A 21,542-nucleotide genomic window follows, 5' to 3' on the forward strand; every position below is an offset into this window, starting at 1 on the left:
ATATATTCCATTCTTATCTTTCAGACGCAGTAAAACCTGCAGGACATAGTGCTAATGCATAATGCATTGTAACTGTGCGTAGCACTTAGACTTCCCAGGGCCAGTCCCTCCGTCTTTCTTGATAAAAATATTTTGTTGTTTAATCTATATTTTATACATACATTTCATCCCTGTCAATACAAAATTTAAACTTTAATCTAAATTTTGGTATTAAAAGGCATAAAATTTATAAATTAAATTTCTAAGTACTGTGATTTATATAGACTATAATATAGTCCTTTTTTATTTAATAAATCATTATGAGTTCCCTCTTCTAAGATATGCTTTTCTCCTATAAACATTATCTTATCAGAATTAACTATAGTTGATAGTCTATGAGCTATAACAAAGGATGTTCTTCCCTTTAATAGTTCTTCTATCCCCTCTTGTAATAGAGCCTCTGTTTCAGTATCTATACTTGATGTGGCCTCATCTAGAATTAAGATTTTAGGATCTGATAATAATACTCTAGCAAAGGATATTAATTGCTTTTGTCCTACTGAAAGTCCATTTCCTTGTTCATTTAAAAATGTGTTGTATCCATCTTTAAATTCTCTTATAAAATCATCTGCCCTAACTATTTTAGCAGCGTCTATTACTTCTTCATCAGTAGCATCTAATCTGCCGTATCTTATATTATCCATTATTGTTCCAGAGAAAACGAATGGATCTTGAAGCATAACACCTATTTCTTTTCTTAAGGATTTTAGTGTTACATCATTTATATCTATTCCATCTACTAAAATTTCTCCAGATTTTATTCTATAAAACCTTGAAAGTAAATTAACTATTGTAGTTTTTCCTGCTCCTGTAGGACCAACTAAGGCTATTTTTTCTCCTGCTTTAATATTCATATTTATATCTTCTAAAATAGGAATATCCTTCTCATATTCAAAGTATACATCTTTAAATTCAACATTACCCTTAACATTTTTTAATTCTATAGCATCCTTCTTATCATACTCTGGTTCTTCATCCATAGCTTCAAATATTCTTTCTAAATAAGCCATAGCATTAATTAGGGTATTATAAAAGTTCCCTATATTAGTAATTGGCGACCAAAATATCCACACATATGATACAAATGCTGTTAATAAACCTAATGAAATTGAACTTCTAAAGACTAAGATTCCAAAGATATAAATTAAGGCTATAGATATTACTGAAATAGTATCTATACTTGGCCAAACTAAAAAGTTTAGTTTTACCGCTTTCATCCAAGAGTCACTACACTCAGCACAAAGCTCCTTAAATATATCCATACTTTCTTTTTTCCTAGAAAAAGATTGTGTAACTCTTATACCATTTATACTTTCATGAATATATGCATTTAAATTTGATTGCTTTGAGCTTACTCTTTGGAATGCCTTTCTTTGAGCACTTTTAATAGACATCATTACTACCATAAGTATAGGGATACCTATTAAGGTAACTAATGTTAGCTTTATACTTAAGAATGACATAAATATTATTGCCATAACTAAAGTAACCATATCTGCAATTAAATTTACAAATCCATTAGATAAAATATCACTAAGTGAATTAATATAATTAACTACTCTTACCAATATTTTTCCATGAGGTCTTGAATCATAATAATTAAAAGGAACATATTGAAGATTTCTAAATAAATCATATCTCATATCTACTAGTATCTTATGTCCTACTTCTCCCATAGTGTACATTCTATGCTTCATAATTATTGCAATTGTTATAAACATCATCACATATATAATAGAAATTAAAACTAAACTTTTAATATCTTTATTTGGTATATAATTATCTAAAGCAGTCTTAATTATTATTGGCCCTAATAAAGCTATTGAACTTGATATTAACATCAATATAACTGAAGTTATTATTTTTGATTTATATGGTTTCATATAACTTAGTAATCTTTTTAAATAATCTAAGTTAAATCCAGTTTCTAAATCTTCATCTACATTATATTTATTTCTTGCCATTTATACTCCCCCCATCCTTAAATCTAGATTGCCATATTGAGTATAAAAGATATTTGAATAATATCCCCCTCTTTTTACAAGCTCTTCATGAGTTCCTCTTTCAACTATTTCTCCATTATCAAGCACAAGTATTAAATCTGCTTGTTTTAATGATGAAATTCTATGAGCAATTATAAAGGTAGTTTGCTTTTCCTTCATATTCTTAAGCTCATATTGTATTTTCTTTTCTGTTTCCATATCAACTGCTGAAGTTACATCATCTAATACAAATATTGAAGCTTTCTTCATCATTGCCCTTGCAAGTGAAACTCTTTGCTTTTGCCCCCCAGAAAGACCTACTCCTCTTTCACCTACTATAGTTTCATACCCATCATCTAACCTTTTAATAAATCCATGAGCCTGAGCTTTTTTAGAAACTCTCTTTATTTCAGGAAAACTTGCCCTTGGATTACTAAAGGCTATATTATCTCTAACCGTATCTGAAAATAGGAATATATCTTGCATAGCTGTTGCTATATTTCCTCTTAATACTTCTAAATCTATATCCTTTATATTTACACCATCTATATAAATATTACCTTCTGTAGCATCATAAAATCTTGAAAGCAAATTTATTATAAGAGATTTTCCTGAACCAGTATGTCCTACTAATCCAATTGTTTCACCAGAGTTAACCTTAAAGGAAATATTATTAATAACCCTTCTTCCATCTAAATCGAGACTTACATTTTTAAATTCAATATTTCCCTTAAACTTATTAACATTAATTACGCTTTCCTTATTTTTTATATTGCTTTCTGTATTTAACAAATCTATAATTTTTGCAGATGATGCAATAAATCTTTGAGCATCATTTATTAAATATCCACACATTCTCATAGGGTTATTTAATGCCCATAATAAACTATTAAAAATAACAAGTTCTCCAAAAGTAATCTTATCTAGTGCTACTAAAATTCCTCCAACTAATATCATAACTACAGAAAGACTATTAGATAAAAACTCAAGCTTAGGAATATACTTTTTAGTAACTTTAATTGTATCTAGATTCCTCTCTTTATAATTTTCATTTTCATCAGTAAATTTATTCACTTCAAAATCTTCTCTACCAAAGGCCCTTACAACTCTATTACCACTTATATTTTCTTGAACAACTGAATTTAATCTTGAATAAGCTTCTCTTATATTATGAAATGTTGGAGAAATTTCCTTACTCATCTTATAAGTTAAAAATCCAATTATAGGTGCAATAAGTAACATAAATATAGTTAGAATATAATTTACATACATCATTGATATAATTGCAAAAGTAAAAGTTGTTATTGATGATAAAATATTATAAACAACCCAAGCCACAAAATGTCTTATAGCATCAGTATCTCCTGTCATTCTAGCCATAAGATCCCCTGTTTTAACCTTACTATAAAAATTAACATCCAAATTTAATAGCTTGTCATATAAATCTGTCCTTATTTTAAATAGAACATCTTGTGAAATTTTCTCTAATATCATTTGATAAATATAAGTTATAATACCTTTAACAACTACAACAGATATCATAATTGAAACAAGTGGAATAAGTAATGATGTCTCACCATTCCCAAAAACCTTATCAATAATGTTACCTGTAATAAATGGATTTACCATATTAATTGCTGATGTACATAATACTAAAAATAATGCAAAACAGTATTTAAACTTATATTTCTTTAAATAACTAAATATCCATTTTAGGCTATCCATATTTACCCTCTCCTTATCTTATTTGTTTCTAAATATGATTATAAAGAAGATATTGAAAATAAAAATGTATTATATTAAACTTTAAATGTATATTATTATACTAATAAAAAAGTGCAACTATATAATTTTGCTTATTCCGTCGCTACGCTCCAAGTCATCGCAAAATTAATAGATGCACTTCAAAGCTGAATGATGGAAATTATAAAAAGTTATTCACATGGTAATATTTTTATAATTTCCTAGAAAATAAAAGTAATATTTATGGAGATGTGGATATGAGTAAAATATACACAAGTATAGACAATTATAATCCCCAAATCCTTTTTGTAATGGATGGATGTTGTTCACCTGAAATTCCTGTTCCAAAAACTAATTATCACTGTCATAATGACTTTATTGAACTTTCTTTTATAACTTCTGGATCGGTAGATTATTTAATTGAAGGTGAAAAATATACTTTGAAAAAAGGACAAGTTTTAATTTCTAACCCTGGAATATATCATAAAGAACTTTTTGATTCTAAAACTAGATGTAGAGAACTTCATATTGGATTAACTAATTTAAATTTATTTAGTAATTCTAAAAAAGATTATATTGATATCGGAGATAAGAATGTATTAACTTTTAATAAATATAAAAATGATATTCTTAAAATTTGCTCAGAAATAGTTGATGAGCAAAAAGATTATAATCAAACTTCTCCCTTTATGTTAAAATCACTTATAATGAAATTATTAGTCCTATTACACAGGGAAATTAATGAAGAAACTCATAATATAGATTCTCATGAATTTTCTTTTAAGTCTCGTGAGAAAAAAGATTTAGTTGAAGATATCAGAAAGTACTTAAATGAAAATTATGTCCAAGACATATCATTGTACACATTATCAAAAAATATGTACTTGAGCCCTGTTTATATATCTAAGATATTTAAAGAGGTTATGGGAGATTCTCCTATAAATTATTTAATACAAATTAGACTATCAAAATCCAAAGAATTATTGGAAAATTCTAAACTCTCTATAAAGACTATATCCAAAATGGTTGGATATGATGATCCCTACTATTTCAGTAAGCTTTATAAAAAGTATTATGGAATTTCTCCAAATAAATCTAGAAAAGCTGGATAGATGCATAAATTTAAACCCCAGAGGATAGCATTACTCCCCTGGGGTAAATTGTATTTTATAACCTAAGCTAATATTTCATCTATTTTCTTTAGTTCTTCATCTGAAAAACTTAAATTATCTATTATTTTAACATTATCTAAAATTTGACTTGCTTTACTTGCACCAATTAAAACTGTGGTAACAGCATCCTTTCTCAAAACCCAAGATAAAGCCATTTCTGCAAGAGTTTGTCCTCTTCTGTCTGCTATTTCATTTAATTTTCTAATTATGCTTAACTTTTCTTCTGTTATATCTTCTTCATGTAAGAATCGACTGCTTGCCTTCTTAGCTCTTGAATCCTCAGGAATTCCATAAAGGTATTTATTTGTTAACATTCCTTGTGCTAATGGTGAAAAAGCTATTGAACCTATTCCTTCATCTTTATGAACCTGATGTAAGCCTTCTTCTTCGCTCCAACGACTAAACATACTATACCTGAATTGATGAATTAGACATGGTGTCCCATTTGCCTTTAAAATTTTTGATGCTTCTTTTAATTCTTTTGGATGATAATTTGATAAACCTATATATAAGGCCTTTCCTTGTTTAACTATATCTGTTAAAGCTCCCATAGTTTCTTCTAATGGTGTATCTGGATCTGGTCTATGATGATAAAAAATATCTACATAATCTAGTCCCATTCTTTTTAAACTTTGATCTAGGCTTGCCATTAAGTATTTTCTAGAGCCACCATTTCCATAAGGTCCTGGCCACATATCATATCCAGCCTTAGTAGAAATAATCATCTCATCTCTATAAGCTTTTAAGTTGTCATTTAATATTCTTCCAAAATTTTCTTCAGCAGATCCATAAGTAGGTCCATAGTTATTAGCTAAATCAAAATGAGTTATCCCATTATTAAAAGCTTCCAAAATTATAGTCTTCTGATTTTCAATTGGATCTACAGAACCAAAGTTATGCCATAAACCTAATGCAACTCTAGGAAGATATACTCCACTATTACCACATTTTAAATACTTCATTTTCTCATATCTTTCTTCTTTTACATTACTCATATTATCCCATTCCCTTCTTAAATTTGATTATTTTCCTCTTTAAAGTCAAATTTTTAGTAATTCTATAAATATAAGTTGATAATCCTACATTATTAATTTTAAATTAAGCTACCGTAAGGCAGCCCATTTATATATTAAACTACTGGATAACTCTTTAACACTTTTATATTTCCTACTATCTTATATTCACCTAATGTTGCTGGAATTAAGAAGCTATCTCCCATTTTAATAGTTTCTGAAAAATTACTTCCTTCAATGATCCCTTCTCCTTCAACACATGTATACATATCAAACTTATCTCTATCACTAGCATCACTATATTCCTTAGATATAGATATCTTTTCTATTCCAAAATATTCATTCTTGCAAAGTAGACTTTGAGAATAACCATCATATTTAGTTTCTTCTTTTTTATTTAAGTTTTCACATTGAAGATTAAAATTTATAACATCCAAAGCTTTTTCAACATGAATTTCTCTTGGTCTTCCATAATCATAAACTCTATAAGTTACATCACTATTTTGTTGTATTTCTGCAATTATAACTCCTTCACAAATAGCATGGACTAACCCACTATTTATTAAGAAACAATCTCCTTTTTTAACTTCTATTTTATTTAAAAATTCTTCAACTTTATTATTTTTTATTGCCTCTTCAAATTCTTCTTTAGTGCAATCTTTTGTTCCAACTATTAAAGAAGCACCTGGCTTTGCATCCATAACATACCAAGCTTCCGTTTTACCATAATCTCCTTCATACTTTGCTGCATATTCATCTCCTGGATGAACTTGAACTGATAATTTTTCTTTTGAGTTAATTAATTTAATAAGTAATGGAAATTTTTCTAAAGTTACTTTATTTCCTACTAAAGCATTTCCAAATTTATTTATTAAATCATCAAATTTAATTCCTTGTAATTCACCATTAGCTACTACACCTGTTCCATTTGGATGGCAAGCTATATCCCAAGTTTCTCCTATTTCTCCTTCAGGCATGTTATCTCTAAAGGTTTCAAAATCTCTTCCACCCCAAATTTTTTCATAATATAAATTTTCAAATCTAATTGGATACATAAATATTCCTCCTTTTGTAAAAATATTAAATATATACTCTGTATCTATAACTATATATATTCGGTATTAATTTCCAATATATAATTAAATATAACATATAACCTTTTCTACCCTAAATTGTTATCCTATTTTTATTATTTAATTTTATTCTACACATTATTAGAAGATAATACTAGGAATTAAATATTTAATATCTCAAATAATATTATTATAAGGAGGGATTTAAATGTCAAATATTGAGAATAATAAAAATAATTATTTACCTAAAGATAGGACTGGTTATGCTCCAGAAAAGCATGCTTTAATTAGTCATGGAAAAATAGAAGGACCGTCTTCTCCATTACCAAGTACTGTAGAAGATGCTATAGTTGTAAACAATATTTCAAACATGGAGTTTGATTACACTGAGCAACCAGATCTTGATTTAGAAGACTAAATTTTTTTCGTATTTAAATAAAATTTTAGGAGGCGATAAAAATGGCTAAATCTAATAATAAGAAAAGAAGAAGTGATGGAACCATTCCAATGAAGAATAAAAATGTTGCGGCTCCAATAAATTCGAGCAATATTTCTACTTCATTTTATAGTTATCCAAATAAAAATGAAGTAGCTAGAACTTCTAAAACAAATCAACTATATTAAAAATAGTGTTAAAATATCATAATTAAGAAGTAAGAAAGGAATTAAGCGAGCTTAATTCCTTTTTACTCTTTATAAAATTATAAAGATGTTATCCTATGAATAACTTTTTATAATTTCCTTCCTTTAGTTCTGAAGTGCTTCTATTAATTTTGCAATTACTTGAAGCTTGCGACTGAATAAACAAAATTATATAGAAGTACTTTTTTACTTCTTAATTATTAAAATCTCTTAACTTCATTTAACAACAATATAACATGTATATATATTCTATTTTAACATATTATTATGTATAATAAATATATACATATAAACATTGTAAAGATTGGAGAATAAATGAAATCAAAATATTTGATAGTCATATCATTTGATGCTGTTTCATCTGAAGATATTGACAAATTAAAAGAACTAAATAATTTTAAATACTTGATAGATAATGGAAGCTTAATAACTAATGTTGAAAGTGTTTATCCAACATTAACTTATCCAGCTCATGCTACTATAATGACTGGCATGTATCCTAAGAACCATGGAATTATTAATAATACTTTAAATAATTTTTCTGATATAAATCCTAACTGGTATTGGTATCGAAAATATATAAAAACTAAAACTTTGTATGATTTTGCATCTGAAAAAGGTCTAACTACTGCGGCTTTATTATGGCCAGTAACTGGACGCAGCAACATTAATTACAACTTGACTGAAATTTTTGCTCCAAAACATTGGCAAAATCAAATAGTTATGTCTGCTTTATCTGGCAGCATTAAATATCAATTAGATTTAAATAAAAGATTTGGACATTTAAGAAATGGCTTATCTCAGCCTGCATTAGATAACTTTGTACATGAATCTGTAAAATACACTATTAACAAATATAAACCTAATTTATTACTTATTCACTATACAGATGTTGATACTAATAGGCATTATCATGGATATGATAGCAAAGAAGCAAATGATGCTTTATTAAGACACGATGCAAGATTAGGTGATATTATAAACGTTTTAAAAGAAGCTAATATATTTGAAGAAAGTACCATTGTAGCTTTAGGTGATCATAGTGCCTTAGATGGAGATTATATGATTAGATTAAATTCTTTATTCAGAGAAAATGAACTTCTTAAAGTTAATGAAAAAGGGAAAATAACATCTTATAAAGCAGTTGCAAAAACTTGTGATGGTTCTTCTTATGTTTACTTAAAAGATAAAAATGATATTGAAACATATAAGAAAGTTAGAAAAATATTAGAGAATCTAAAAAATAGTAAAGAGTCCCCTATTGATTTTATTTTAACCTCAAAAGAAGCTGAAAATGAAGGTGCTGATCCTAATTGTAGTTTTATGGTTGAAGGTAATATAAACTATTACTTTATTGATGAGGCTTTAGGAAAAGTTATTGAGAAAGTTAATGAGAATGAGGTTGGAAATATTTCTCATAGAACTAAGGCTACTCATGGATATTATCCTAAAAAGCCTAATTATAATACCTTCTTTATGGCATTTGGAAAAGGAATAAAAAAGGGAGTTAAAATAGACGGTGGAAAACTAATAAATCATGGTCCTACTCTTGCAAAGATTTTAGGAGTTGATCTCGGAAATGTTGATGGCAAAGCTGAAGATAGAATTTTAGATATTTAATATGTCTCACATAATAAAAATAATGAATATAAAATTAACTTTTTCTTAGTAATTTGAAACAAATTTCATTAATAATTATCCATTATTAATTTCGCTACTTTAAATGTAGCTTAATGGGAGGAAATATATGAAAATATTAACTAAACAGGAAAAGAGTTGGGCTCTTTATGATTGGGCCAATTCTGCTTATTCAATGACTATTACTTCAACTGTACTTCCAATATATTTTAAATCTGTTGCAGAAGCTGGAGGAATGTCTTCCTCTAACTCAACTGCCCTTTGGGGATATACGATTTCTTTATCTACTATGGTTGTCTCATTGCTTGCACCAATCCTTGGAACAATAGCAGATTATAGAGGTAATAAAAAGAAATTTTTCAAATTCTTCTTTAGCTTAGGGGTGATATTCACTACGCTCCTTGCTTTTATACCAGAGAATAATCCAATTTTATTATTAATATGCTATGGCTTTACCTTAGTTGGCTTCTCTGGAACCAATATTTTCTATGATGCATTTTTAGTAGATGTATCTACTAAAGAAAGAATGGATAAGGTTTCTTCCTATGGCTTTGCTCTTGGATATATTGGAAGTACTATTCCATTTATGATTTCAATAGCAGTTGTCTTACTTACTCAAATGGAGATATTACCTATTACTCTTCCCCTTGCATGTAAAATAACATTTTTAATTACATCAGTTTGGTGGTTAATATTCACAATACCAATACTTAAGAATGTTAATCAAATCTATTATATTCAACCTGAAAAAAATCCTGTACAGAAATCATTTAAAAGATTATTTTCTACATTAAAACAAATTAAGAGTCATAAAAATATTTTCTTATTTTTAATAGCATACTTCTTCTATATAGATGGTGTAGACACTATTATTGGTATGGCTTCCTCTTATGGAACTGACCTAGGAATTTCTATGATATCATTATTAATTATTTTATTGCTAACACAGTTTGTAGCATTCCCATTTACAATATTATATGGCAAGCTATCAGAAAAAATTGGTGGTAAAAAGTTACTTTATATTGGAATACTTACTTATACTATAATCTGTATTTATGGATATTTTATAAAAACTACAGTAGATTTTTGGATTTTAGCTATGGCAGTTGGTTCTGCTCAAGGTGGTATTCAAGCAATTTCTAGAGCCTTTTTCGGTAAAATGGTACCTAAGGAACATGCAAATGAATTCTTTGGTTTCTATAATATATTTGGAAAATTTGCAGCTATTATGGGTCCACTACTTGTTGCTATAATTACTCAAGCAACTGGACAGACTAGAAATGGTATTTTAAGTTTAATACTTTTATTTGTTGTAGGATTTATATGCCTATCAAAAGTTGAAGATAATGATGCAAAATCATCTAAATCTAAGAATAATAAAATAGAAAATACCCTATCATAATGTAATCCCCAATAAATATAATATATAAGAAAAGAGCTAACTAAACAAATTAATGTTTTAGTTAGCTCTTTATTTATATTAATAGAAATGTTATAAAGCTACGTCACTCTTTCTACCCTCAATTGTTGAAGTTATTTTTTCTCCAACATTCTTTAATAAAACTGAAATAGCGAAGAATACTACTAATATTAATCCTAAGATTAAGAAATCTTTTCCTATTATACTGTAATTTATAACATCTGCTGATATAACTTCTCTTAATGCTTGTACTGCATATGTGAAAGGCATAAATGGATTTAATACCTTAAAGAATGTAGGTACTACTTCTAATGGGAAGGTACCTGCACAAGCTGTAAGTTGAAGTATTAGTAATATTATTGCAAGTAATCTTCCTGCATCTCCAAATAGAGATATTAAACATTGAACTACTGCTACAAATACTAATGATAAGAAAATATTAGTTAAAAAATACACACCTACATTAGTTGCTTTTAAGCCTAGAATCAATACTACAATACTTACTAGGATTGCTTGTAAGATTCCTACGAAGGCATAAGATAAGTATTTTCCAGCTACCCTATCAAACTTAGATAGATTTTCTTCATCCTTTAACTTAGAAGGAATTACGAAGAACATCATTATTGCACCAATCCACAATGATAATGGTATAAAGTATGGTGCAAATCCAGTACCATAGTTTGGAATCTTATTTATTGCTTCTGCATTCATATCAACTGCTTGTGATGCAAATTCACCCATGTCTTTTGCTGAGTTAACTAAACCATCTTTTAGTTTATCTGCACCTTCTGCTAGTTTATCACTTAATTCTTTGCTACCATCATAAAGCTTATTAACTCCATCAGTTAATTCTGGAACTGCTGATGTTAATTCAGTAATACCTGAATTTAATTGTTGTTGTCCATCAACTAACTTACTTGAACCACTTGATAGCTCGCCAGTACCATTTGCTAGGGCACTTGATCCATTATATAAATCAGTTATTCCTGATACTAATGTTGGAATATTAGAATTCAAATCATTAACTCCAGAATTTAATTGACTAGCACCTGTATCTATAGCACTTAATCCATTACTTAAACTAGCTGTACTATCAGCAATAGTTTTTAATCCAACTCCAAATTCACTAGTTGAAGTATCTAATCCAGCATATAATTGATTTAATCCAGTATTTAATTGTGCAACTCCATTTTGAACATCTCCAACACTAGAAATTAAAGAAGTTGTACCATTTACTAAAGCTTTTGATCCCTTTGCATATTCATCAAATCCAGCTTTAAAATTATTGTTACCTTCTAATAATTTTTGAACCTTTGGAGCACTAGCTTGAGCATTTTGATTAACTACTTGTGTTATTTGTAATGCTTGGTTAATTAAATTATTCTTTACATCAAAATCTGATTCGTTTGCTGCTTTACTTAATAATGCCATAACTTTAGCATTTGCACTAGAAGAATCTGATACTCCTGATACTAAAGTATTTATTCCATTGTAAATTTCATTATATTCTGCTGATAGAGCATCTGAATTGGTAGCAATTTTATTAGCACCTTCACTTAATGCTTCTATATTACTTTGTCCAGCATTTAGAGCACTATTTAATTGGTTTGCTCCATCTTTTAACTGTCCAACAGAAGGATAAATAGTTGAAGTATATGCATCATATAGAGCTTTACTTCCATCTGCTATTTGCTTTGAACCTGAGTTCGCTGTAGAAATGGCATTCTTTATATCTGAAGTTCCTTTAGATAATGCACTTACTCCATTACTTAAAGTTGGAACTTTTCCATATAATTGTCCAAGACCATTATTTAAAGCTTGCGAACCACTAGCAGCTTCATTTATTCCACTATTTAAAGCTACTTGTCCATCTACTAATTGTGATGAACCATCACTTAATTGATTAGCACCATCTACTAATTCTGGAACCTTGTCATTTAAGGTACTTAGTCCATCATAAAGTTGCTTGCTTCCATCAGCTGCTTGAGTTAATCCATCCTTAGCTTCATATAAACTATCAAAGGCTACTTCAATATAATTACCAGAAACTGTTGCGTTAATCTTTCCTTTAAGTTCAGATTCAACCTTTGAGTTAATTTGTGCTGCTAAGAAATTTTTTTTATCGTTAGTAACAAAATCAATTTTTGCAAGTTCAGGCTTCCCATCCTTTGCTGATATTACCTTTGATGAAAAGTCTTCTGGTATAACAACTTTTGCATAATATTCTTTTCCCTCTAAGCCAGCATTAGCTTCTTCTTCAGAAGTAATTTTCCAACCTATCTCATTGTTATCCCTAAGTTCATCTTCAATATCCTTACCATAGTTTACTTTTTCCCCATCCATAACAGTACCTTTATCATTATTTACTACTGCTACATGAATATCTTCCAATTTTGAGTAAGGATCCCAAAAGGCATACAAATACAGTAACGAGTATAAAAGAGGAACTACTATAATTGCAACAATTGACACTCGTATGAACCTATTTTTAAGAATACATTTAATATCTTCCTTTGCAATTTTTAGGAAATTCATTAAATCACCTTCTATTAAATTTTTGTACTGATTAGTCAGTTATCTTGATATATTTATACTACTTTTATACTGACTAGTCAATATATTTTCTGAAAGATTCTCATATTTTCTATAGTAATCATTTTCAATTATTAAAAGGATAATTTTACGTTTATATTAATAAACTTTTTCAAAGTTAAATTTTTTTAAATAAGAAGAGATAAGTATTATATTCCTTGTTCCGTCGCACGCTCTAACTTTCCGTCATATAACACTTATTTCTCTATAAATATCCTTACTTATATTTTCCTTTTTATCTTTTATATACTTATGGTATAATTATATTTTTTTACTATCACTTATACATTCGTAGTATTATTTATTGATAAAATATCCCCTCAAAATACTATTTTAATATAAAATACAACATCTAAATTTGTACATCTCCCCATTTATAATACATTAAAATACAGCAATCCAATTTTTTTGTAAATTTTACTTACCATTATACTCAACACTATTTTTGATTTTTTTAGAACTATTTATCATAATAAATATAGAATAAAATAAAGGAATTAATGTTAATAATATTGCTTTTTCAAAAAAGTAGTTTGAACTTATCCTCCCTAAAACTGCACCTAAAATAAAGGAAATAATAATCAAAAAATAATATTTTACATTTTTGAATACTCTTATATCATTATTTTTTAAGACATTATACAAATATTCTGTACCTCTTCGTAAGTTACCAGTACACATTGTTGAAGAAAATGGTTTTCCTAAAACTTTTTTAAAACTTTCCGCTTGCATTGCACATAAAAAAGAAATCATAATATTAGATACAATATTTAAATAAGTTTGAATCGGCATTAAACTTACTATAATTATAATAATTGCTTCAAATAATAAAATAACTTGCCGCCAATGAAGATGTGTGTTGTTATTATCTCTTATATACATAGTAATTAAAACACCAAGTGAAAATGCAATAATAGGAATAAAATATCGAAATGTTTTCATATACTCACCATTAGCTAATGTTATTCCAACTCTTACAATATTGCCAGTCTGAGCATTAGCAAATACTTTATCTCTGCAACAATATGTATAAGCATCTAAAAAACCACCTACCATAGCTAATAAAATAGCTAATATAAATGATTCAGACATTTTATTATTTACCTTTTCTCTTTCCATCATGCCACCCCTTAATTCATTTATAATATATCCATAGATTTCCTAAATTAAACAAATTAAAAACACAAGCTAAATAAACTTGTGTTTCTTTGAATATTCTTGTGCTATTAATCCCGATATAAACTGTAATTGATAAGGATGACTTGTTTGATCTTGTAAAGATTCAAATGTAATAAGATTATTTATAAATGAAGGATAATTTTTTTCATCACTTGATATAAACCAAATTTCAGGTAAATTAATCTTATTTTTTAATCCTCTCAAATTTTGATAATCAAAATAAGATCCTGTATAGGAAAATATAATAATAAGATCATCTTCATTTGAATTCATAATATATTGAATCTGCTCTGTATATGAAATATTAGTATATACTTGCTTACCTAACATTAATAGATCTCCTTGTAAGTTCAAAGCAACTGCTCCCGCCTTTAATAGACCAAAAGCTGCAACTCTTTTATACTTATAAATATCATCACATAAATTTGAAATAGCATTCATATTAATAGAGTTTTCAACCATATCAATACTTGCTTTAACTTTTATACTGTAATCTTTTAATCTTTCATCCTTTGAAGATGATAAAGAAAGTTCTTCAAAATATAACTCTGTTGATAATAATAACTCACGTAATTCAGCAAAATCTCTTAATCCTATTTCTTTACAAAAACGTGAAATTGAACTTACAGCTACTTTACATTCCTGAGCCATATCTTTAATTTTCATATTTTGAACTTTATCTAAATTATTTAATATATATGATGCTATTTGACTATTAGTTGAATCTTTTCTTTCACTTGCTATTGTACTTAGAAAAACTATAGGTAATTTATCATAAATCATCCGAACCACTCACTTTCTTCTATTTTCCATTAGCAAAATTATACATTAATCTTTCCTTCATTTCACTAACATCTTTTCCTAACACCTCAGCAATTTTAAATGCAAATGGATATGGTGTTGCTGGACCTTGGCTTGTAATAATATTTTGATCAAAAACTACAACATCTTCTAAAAAAATTCCGCCAACTAATTTATCAGCATACCCTGTATATCCTGTTACTTTTTTACCTTCGATAACATTCGCATCAGATAATACAACTGTTCCTGAACACATTGCTGCTAAGTACTTATTATTTTCATTATAGTATTGAACCATTTTTATTACATCTGGATTTTCTTTTAAATTTGCTCCTCCTGGTCTTCCACCAGGTAAAATCATCAAATCATAATCTTTTACTTCTTCTCCAAATATTTTATCTGCCTTTATATACATATTATGCATGCCTTTAACAAACTCTTCTCCAAAGCTAAATGTATGGCATTCAATTTCAGCTCTTCTTAATAAATCTACAATCGTCAATGTTTCACTTTCTTCATAACCTTCTGCCATTAATACTGCTACTCTAGCCATTTTATTCATCCTCCTTTACATTAAATGCATTAAAATAAACCATTCTCTTTTTAACAGCTAAAGAATCTCCGCCTAGTAAATCAACTAACTTATATGCAAAAGCATATGATGTTGCAGGACCTCTACTTGTTACAATATTGTCATCTATAACTACTTTATCAGTTAAATAATTTCCCTGTTTTATTCTTTTATCATACCCAACATATGCTGTATATTTTTTTCCTTCTAACAAGTTAGCTTTTTCTAAAACTATTGGTGCTGCACACATTGCACAAACATATTTATTCTTCTCATTCATTTTCTTTAGAATATTAATTAAATCATCATTATCTCTTAAATTTGTGGCTCCTGGATATCCTCCTGGTAATATAATCATATCATAATCAATAACATCTTGATTTAATACCTTATCACACTTAATAATAATTTTATGACTTCCTTCTACAATTTCTTCAAATCCAACTAAATCACATTGTAAATTTGCTCTACGAATAATATCTACTATAGTTAGTGTTTCACCTTCTTCAAATCCAGGTGCTACTATAACCGCTGCTTTCTTCATTTTTATTACCTCCTACTATTTGTTATTTATAGAATAATATCGTTTATTTAGTAAATCAATTAATTTTCATAATTAGGAAATAAACATAAATCTTCTCCATTCGTCTCTATAACCTTCTTATACCAATCAAAAGATTTTTTCTTAATTCGTTGTCCAGTTCCTACTCCATAATCGTCTAAATCTACATATATAAATCCATATCTTTTTGACATTTGACCAGTACTAGCTGCTACTAAATCAATACATCCCCATGTTAAATATCCCATGACATCTACTCCATCTTTTATAGCATCTTTTACTGCTTGAATATGTTCTTTTAAATATTGTATACGATAATCATCATTGATAATTTTATTTTTCTGAACGATGTCCTTTGCTCCAAGTCCATTTTCTACAATAAATAATGGTTTTCTATATCTATCGTATAATGTATTTAATGTTATTCTTAGTCCTAATGGATCTATTTGCCATCCCCAATCACTAGCTTTAATAAATGGATTTTTAATAGACCTCATAACATTAGCTTCATTTTCTTCTTTATTCTGTTCTGCTGATACACATCTAGATGTATAATAACTTAATGAAATAAAGTCAACTGTGTTATCTCTAAGTATATTTAAATCCTCTTCTTTAATTTCTAGTTTTATATTTTTCTCTTCAAATATTCCCTTAGAATAGCTTGGATACTCTCCATTAGACTGAATATCTATAAAGAAGTAACTTTCTCTATTCTTTTTCATTGCTAGAAATACATCTTCTGGATTACACGAGTATGGATAATAATCACCAGCAGCAAGCATACAACCTACTTGATTATTCTCATTAATTTCATGTGCAAGCTTAGTAGCAAGTGCGCTTGCTACTAACTCATGATGTGCTGCCTGATATTTTACTTGTTCTACACTCTCCTCATCATTAAATAGGAGTCCTGCTCCTGAAAAAGAGTTATGTAAAATAACATTAATTTCATTAAATGTAATCCAGTATTTCACCAATCCATTAAATTCTTCAAATAATGTTTTAGCATACTTTAAATAAAAATTAATCATTTCTCTATTTTTCCATGATCCATACTTTTCAACTAAATACATTGGTACATCAAAGTGGCTAATAGTTACTAATGGCTCCATACCGTATTTCTTACATTCTTTAAATAAATCTCTATAGTACTGTAATCCACTTTCATTTGGTTTTTCTTCTATTCCTGTAGGATAAATCCTTGTCCATGCAATACTTGTTCTAAAACACTTAAATCCCATTTCTGATAGTAATTTTAAATCTTCCTTGTAACTATGATAAAAATCAATAGCTTTATGTGTAGGAAAATAATCATTTTGTTTGCAATTTTTATATGATATTTTACCTTGTTTAATCTTTACTCTTTGCTCTGACATAGGAACCATATCCATTACAGATAAGCCTTTTCCATCTTCTAAATATGCCCCTTCTGCTTGATTAGCTGCTATAGCTCCTCCCCACAGAAAATTATCCTTCATACACTCACCCCACACATAATTCTATACTATTAGCAGTATTTTTAAGTTCAATATTTTCATATTCATTTGTATTAGTAACAATAACTGCTGTTGTCATATCATAGCCTAGCTCTTTAACCTTATCTATATCAACTTCAATTAATAAATCTCCTTTTTTAACCTTTTGACCTTCTTTTATATGGGAAGTAAAATAATTTCCGTTTAATTCTACTGTTTCTAACCCTATATGTATCAATAATTCAATTCCTTTATCATTTACTAATCCAATAGCATGTTTGGTAGGAAAAATCATTTTTACTGTTCCGTCAAATGGAGCAAAACATTTTCCATTACTCGGAATAACAGCAAATCCTTTACCTAATAATTCTTTTGAGAAGGTTTCATCATTAACTTCCTTTAATGAAATTACTTTTCCCTCCATAGGTTGTACAATCTTTTCTTTCTTATCTATTACATTTAAATTTTTATCCTTTTTTATCAATGTATTTCCTTCTTTGATTCCTAAAACTAATGTAGATATAAAAGCAAGAATTATACTAATTAATACTGCAATAATTACATGAATATAGCTATCTGCAATATATGTTGGTAATGCTAAAATTCCTGGTAAAATAACTGCTGTAGCACCACCACCAAACATATTCATATAAGCAGCACCTATTCCACCTGATACCATGGCACATATCATAGGTTTTTTATATTTTAAATTAAAACCAAACATTGCAGGCTCTGTAATTCCAAAAACTGCAGTTAAACCACTTGTTAACGCATTACTTTTCTCTACTTTATTTTTTAATAATATAAATACTGCTAAACATGCTCCAGCTTGTGCTAAATTTCCAGTTAAGTTTGCTGGTGATATAACTGAATAACCATATTCAGCAATTAATTGTGTATTAATTGGTGTAATTGCATAATGCATTCCTAAAATAATAAGTAGCGGTCTGAATGTTCCAAATAAAAACGCTCCTAAAACACCATTTATTCCATATAACCATGTAACAAATTGGGCAACTCCTTTACCAACATAGATTCCAAAAGGTCCAATTAATATTAACTCCAAAGGTATCATTATAAATAATACTAGCATTGGAACAAATAATACTTTAAATGTATCAGGAATAATTTTATTAACCCATTTATAAACGTATGACATTATCCATACTGAAATAATAATTGGAATAATAGTTGATTTATAATTTACGAATAAAATTGGTAATCCTAAAAAACTTAATGAATTTATGCCACTTTCCGCTGCATTTATAGCTCCATTTTGAATTGTTGGATACATAAGTGCTCCTGCTAATGCTACTGCAAGAAATTCATTAGTTTTAAATTTCTTTGCTGCACTTATCGCTAAAAAGAACGGGAAAAAATAGAACAATAAATCTCCAATCATACTTAAAATTTGATATTCTCCACTTTTAGATGTAATAAGATTTAAAGTTGTTAAAATTGATAGGACTGATTTGATCATTCCACATCCTATTAATACTGGAATAACTGGACTGAAGCATCCTGCTATAGTTTCTACAACATTAGAAACTACGCCTTTCTTTTTATTACTTCTTTCTACTTTCGTATCATTTTCTAACTTAATCATTGATATAAGTTCATCGAAAACCCCTTCTACTTTTGCTCCAATGACAACTTGCAATTGTCCATTTTTAAATTGTGATGTAATAACTCCTTCAATTTCACTTAATACACTTAAATTTATTATATTTTCATCTTTAACATTAAATCTTAACCTTGTTGCACAGTGAGTTAAATAAGTAATATTATTTTCACCTATCTGATCAAGAATTTTTATTGCAATATCTCTATTTTTCATAATGTCCTCCTAATTAAAAAATTTGATTATTTTCCGGACTAACAATCTATATTAATTATATAAAAGGTTTACATACGCTTTCAATCAATTTCCTATATTAAGAAATATTTTTATTTTTAAGAAATATTTTTATTTTTAAGAAATATTTTATTACCACTTAAAAGATAGTCTATATTTTACAACTAAATTATTTAACAAAATGATGAATTTATTACCATAATCCATATTTTTCTTTAAGAATATTATTACTAATCATCGCCTTAACAGCCTAATTTATTGTTTTATTTTCTACCGTAACCATTTATTACTAGAATGATCTAAATACGTACCATACTTTGGTTCTTGTATTCCTTCTATTTATTATCCTTAAACTTTTCTAAAATTCCATTGCAAGTTCCTCTGATAATTTATCCTTCTACAATTGATTAGCTATATATTCTTTTATTTTCCTATAATATTAATATTATAACCTTTATTCAAAAAAGCTACATTCTTCTAGGGACAGTAGATATATTTGTGTAAAAATAAATCTATCTACTGTCCCCTTTTTGTCTCCAAAATATTGACATAAGACCAAAACAAAAGAGTGTCGACAAGGTCAACACTCTGAAGAGCTATTAAAACAGATCTTTATCTAAAATTAAAGTAAAAACTCCCAAAGCAGTTTTTTCCTTAATTTTATATTCTTTACTATTCATTTTTAATTTCCCTAGTATTTATTCCATATTCAAAATACTTCATAAACTTTTCGGCTACTTCATCATGATCATACTCTTCTTCATTAATTATTTCATAAAGGGCTGCTGATACTAATACTCCTAATAAACTATAACTTAATAATTCAGGATCTTCATTTTCTATGAAGCCTGCACTTATACCGTCTTTAAACTTAGCAGTACTTTTATCTATAAGGGTTTTTATTTCATCTCTTAACATATCATTTCTATCTTCAGTACCCCAAAGTTGACTGATTATCACCTTAAATAAATCCTTATTTTCATAAACATATTTAAGCATTACTTTAACTGATTCCTTTATGATTTCATAAGGATTATCCATACCCTTCGTTGCTTTATTAACTTCTTCATGAATAAGGTTTACACCTTCCTTAATAATAAATACGAAAAGTTCTTCCTTACTTTTAAAGTGATAATATAAGCTTCCCTTTGCTACTCCAGCTCTTGACACTACTTCATCCATAGTTGCCCCAGTATAACCACTATTTGAAAAAACCTTTATAGCTGATTCAAAAATAGCCCGTTTAGTTTTGTTCATTAAATCTCCACCTTCTTAGAAATTATCCTTTCGGATACGATTATAATAATCTATAACATTTCTATCATATACTTCTTTAAATTTTATGGAGTTTAAAAGAAAATCTGCTGTTGACTTACTCATAGCAACTACTACATCATATAATACAGCTATTCTAAGTAATGCCTTTACATCTGGATCATGAGGCTGAGATGTTAACGGGTCCCAAAAAAACACCATTATATCTATATCTCCATTTACTATAGCAGCACCTATCTGCTGATCCCCACCCATAGGACCACTTTTAAAGCCTTCTACTTTTAACCCAGTTTTTTCATTAATAAGTTTTGCTGTAGTTCCTGTACCACAAAGCCTATGTTTCTTTAACTCTTCCTTATTATCATATGCCCAGCTAATTAGAGCTTCTTTTCTATTATCATGGGCAATAAGGGCTATTTTCTTTATTTCTCCCATTGTATAATCTGTCATAATTCTACCCCCAATTTTATTGTACCAATAATAAAATTATACATAACTAAACATTAATTT

The 21,542-nt window shown here is 28.1% G+C and carries 18 protein-coding genes and 1 riboswitch; of the genes, 5 read left to right on the plus strand and 13 right to left on the minus strand.

From position 1 onward, the window contains the following. Window positions 1–10 precede the first annotated feature (10 nt). Window positions 11–128, minus strand: a riboswitch (SAM riboswitch). 105 nt (window positions 129–233) lie between these two features. Both ACQPUY_RS07820 and ACQPUY_RS07825 read right to left on the minus strand, forming a co-directional pair. Then, a complete protein-coding gene (locus ACQPUY_RS07820; protein ID WP_430840589.1) occupies window positions 234–2,003 on the minus strand; it encodes an ABC transporter ATP-binding protein in 1,770 nt (589 codons plus the stop codon). Beyond that, complete coding sequence (locus tag ACQPUY_RS07825) at window positions 2,004–3,746, minus strand: ABC transporter ATP-binding protein (protein WP_430840590.1); 1,743 nt, start codon at window positions 3,744–3,746, stop codon at window positions 2,004–2,006. Between the two features lie 275 nt (window positions 3,747–4,021). Here ACQPUY_RS07825 and ACQPUY_RS07830 point away from each other — a divergent pair, with 275 nt between their 5' ends. Beyond that, window positions 4,022–4,876 carry an AraC family transcriptional regulator gene (locus ACQPUY_RS07830; protein ID WP_430840591.1) on the plus strand — a complete coding sequence of 285 codons (855 nt, stop codon included), beginning with the start codon at window positions 4,022–4,024 and terminating at the stop codon, window positions 4,874–4,876. A gap of 62 nt (window positions 4,877–4,938) precedes the next feature. On the opposite strand, the gene mgrA is transcribed toward ACQPUY_RS07830, so the two are convergent. Together mgrA and ACQPUY_RS07840 are read right to left on the minus strand one after the other, a co-directional pair. Continuing rightward, window positions 4,939–5,931 carry an L-glyceraldehyde 3-phosphate reductase gene (gene mgrA, locus ACQPUY_RS07835; protein ID WP_430840592.1) on the minus strand — a complete coding sequence of 331 codons (993 nt, stop codon included), beginning with the start codon at window positions 5,929–5,931 and terminating at the stop codon, window positions 4,939–4,941. Between the two features lie 134 nt (window positions 5,932–6,065). Beyond that, window positions 6,066–7,004: a type I phosphomannose isomerase catalytic subunit gene (locus tag ACQPUY_RS07840; RefSeq protein WP_430840593.1), complete on the minus strand. Its 939-nt coding sequence runs from the start codon at window positions 7,002–7,004 to the stop codon at window positions 6,066–6,068. 226 nt (window positions 7,005–7,230) lie between these two features. On the opposite strand from ACQPUY_RS07840, the gene ACQPUY_RS07845 reads away from it, so the two are divergent. From ACQPUY_RS07845 to ACQPUY_RS07860, 4 genes are all read left to right on the plus strand, one after another. After that, window positions 7,231–7,440: a hypothetical protein gene (locus tag ACQPUY_RS07845; RefSeq protein WP_430840594.1), complete on the plus strand. Its 210-nt coding sequence runs from the start codon at window positions 7,231–7,233 to the stop codon at window positions 7,438–7,440. 41 nt (window positions 7,441–7,481) lie between these two features. Continuing rightward, window positions 7,482–7,646 carry a hypothetical protein gene (locus tag ACQPUY_RS07850; RefSeq protein ID WP_430840595.1) on the plus strand — a complete coding sequence of 55 codons (165 nt, stop codon included), beginning with the start codon at window positions 7,482–7,484 and terminating at the stop codon, window positions 7,644–7,646. Between the two features lie 333 nt (window positions 7,647–7,979). Further along, the gene (locus ACQPUY_RS07855) at window positions 7,980–9,284 is read left to right on the plus strand and encodes an ectonucleotide pyrophosphatase/phosphodiesterase (RefSeq protein ID WP_430840596.1); all 1,305 of its coding nucleotides are present in this window, start codon (window positions 7,980–7,982) and stop codon (window positions 9,282–9,284) included. A gap of 127 nt (window positions 9,285–9,411) precedes the next feature. Continuing rightward, window positions 9,412–10,704 (plus strand): MFS transporter, encoded by a 1,293-nt coding sequence (locus ACQPUY_RS07860; RefSeq protein ID WP_430840597.1) that lies wholly within the window; start codon window positions 9,412–9,414, stop codon window positions 10,702–10,704. A gap of 90 nt (window positions 10,705–10,794) precedes the next feature. Here ACQPUY_RS07860 and ACQPUY_RS07865 read toward each other — a convergent pair whose 3' ends face one another. From ACQPUY_RS07865 to ACQPUY_RS07905, 9 genes are all read right to left on the minus strand, one after another. Continuing rightward, window positions 10,795–13,257, minus strand: a complete 2,463-nt coding sequence (locus tag ACQPUY_RS07865) for a YhgE/Pip family protein (protein WP_430840598.1) — start codon at window positions 13,255–13,257, stop codon at window positions 10,795–10,797. A 474-nt stretch (window positions 13,258–13,731) separates the two neighbouring features. Further along, the gene (locus ACQPUY_RS07870) at window positions 13,732–14,433 is read right to left on the minus strand and encodes a YoaK family protein (RefSeq protein WP_430840599.1); all 702 of its coding nucleotides are present in this window, start codon (window positions 14,431–14,433) and stop codon (window positions 13,732–13,734) included. A 69-nt stretch (window positions 14,434–14,502) separates the two neighbouring features. After that, window positions 14,503–15,276 carry a MurR/RpiR family transcriptional regulator gene (locus tag ACQPUY_RS07875; protein ID WP_430840600.1) on the minus strand — a complete coding sequence of 258 codons (774 nt, stop codon included), beginning with the start codon at window positions 15,274–15,276 and terminating at the stop codon, window positions 14,503–14,505. Window positions 15,277–15,295: 19 nt separating this feature from the next. After that, entirely contained in the window at window positions 15,296–15,847 is a 552-nt protein-coding gene (locus ACQPUY_RS07880; RefSeq protein WP_430840601.1) for a DJ-1 family glyoxalase III, read from the minus strand. A gap of 1 nt (window position 15,848) precedes the next feature. Beyond that, a complete protein-coding gene (locus ACQPUY_RS07885; RefSeq protein WP_430840602.1) occupies window positions 15,849–16,409 on the minus strand; it encodes a DJ-1 family glyoxalase III in 561 nt (186 codons plus the stop codon). A gap of 59 nt (window positions 16,410–16,468) precedes the next feature. Next, window positions 16,469–17,905 (minus strand): 6-phospho-beta-glucosidase, encoded by a 1,437-nt coding sequence (ascB, locus tag ACQPUY_RS07890; protein ID WP_430840603.1) that lies wholly within the window; start codon window positions 17,903–17,905, stop codon window positions 16,469–16,471. Window positions 17,906–17,909: 4 nt separating this feature from the next. Then, window positions 17,910–19,739, minus strand: a complete 1,830-nt coding sequence (locus ACQPUY_RS07895; protein ID WP_430840604.1) for a beta-glucoside-specific PTS transporter subunit IIABC — start codon at window positions 19,737–19,739, stop codon at window positions 17,910–17,912. A 690-nt stretch (window positions 19,740–20,429) separates the two neighbouring features. Beyond that, on the minus strand, window positions 20,430–21,014 hold the full coding sequence (locus ACQPUY_RS07900; RefSeq protein ID WP_430840605.1) for a TetR/AcrR family transcriptional regulator: 585 nt from the start codon (window positions 21,012–21,014) through the stop codon (window positions 20,430–20,432). 15 nt (window positions 21,015–21,029) lie between these two features. Beyond that, entirely contained in the window at window positions 21,030–21,482 is a 453-nt protein-coding gene (locus ACQPUY_RS07905) for a methylglyoxal synthase (RefSeq protein WP_430840606.1), read from the minus strand. Between the last annotated feature and the right edge of the window lie 60 nt (window positions 21,483–21,542).

It is taken from the genome of Clostridium nigeriense (assembly GCF_050585245.1).
Lineage (GTDB): Bacteria > Bacillota > Clostridia > Clostridiales > Clostridiaceae > Clostridium > Clostridium nigeriense_A.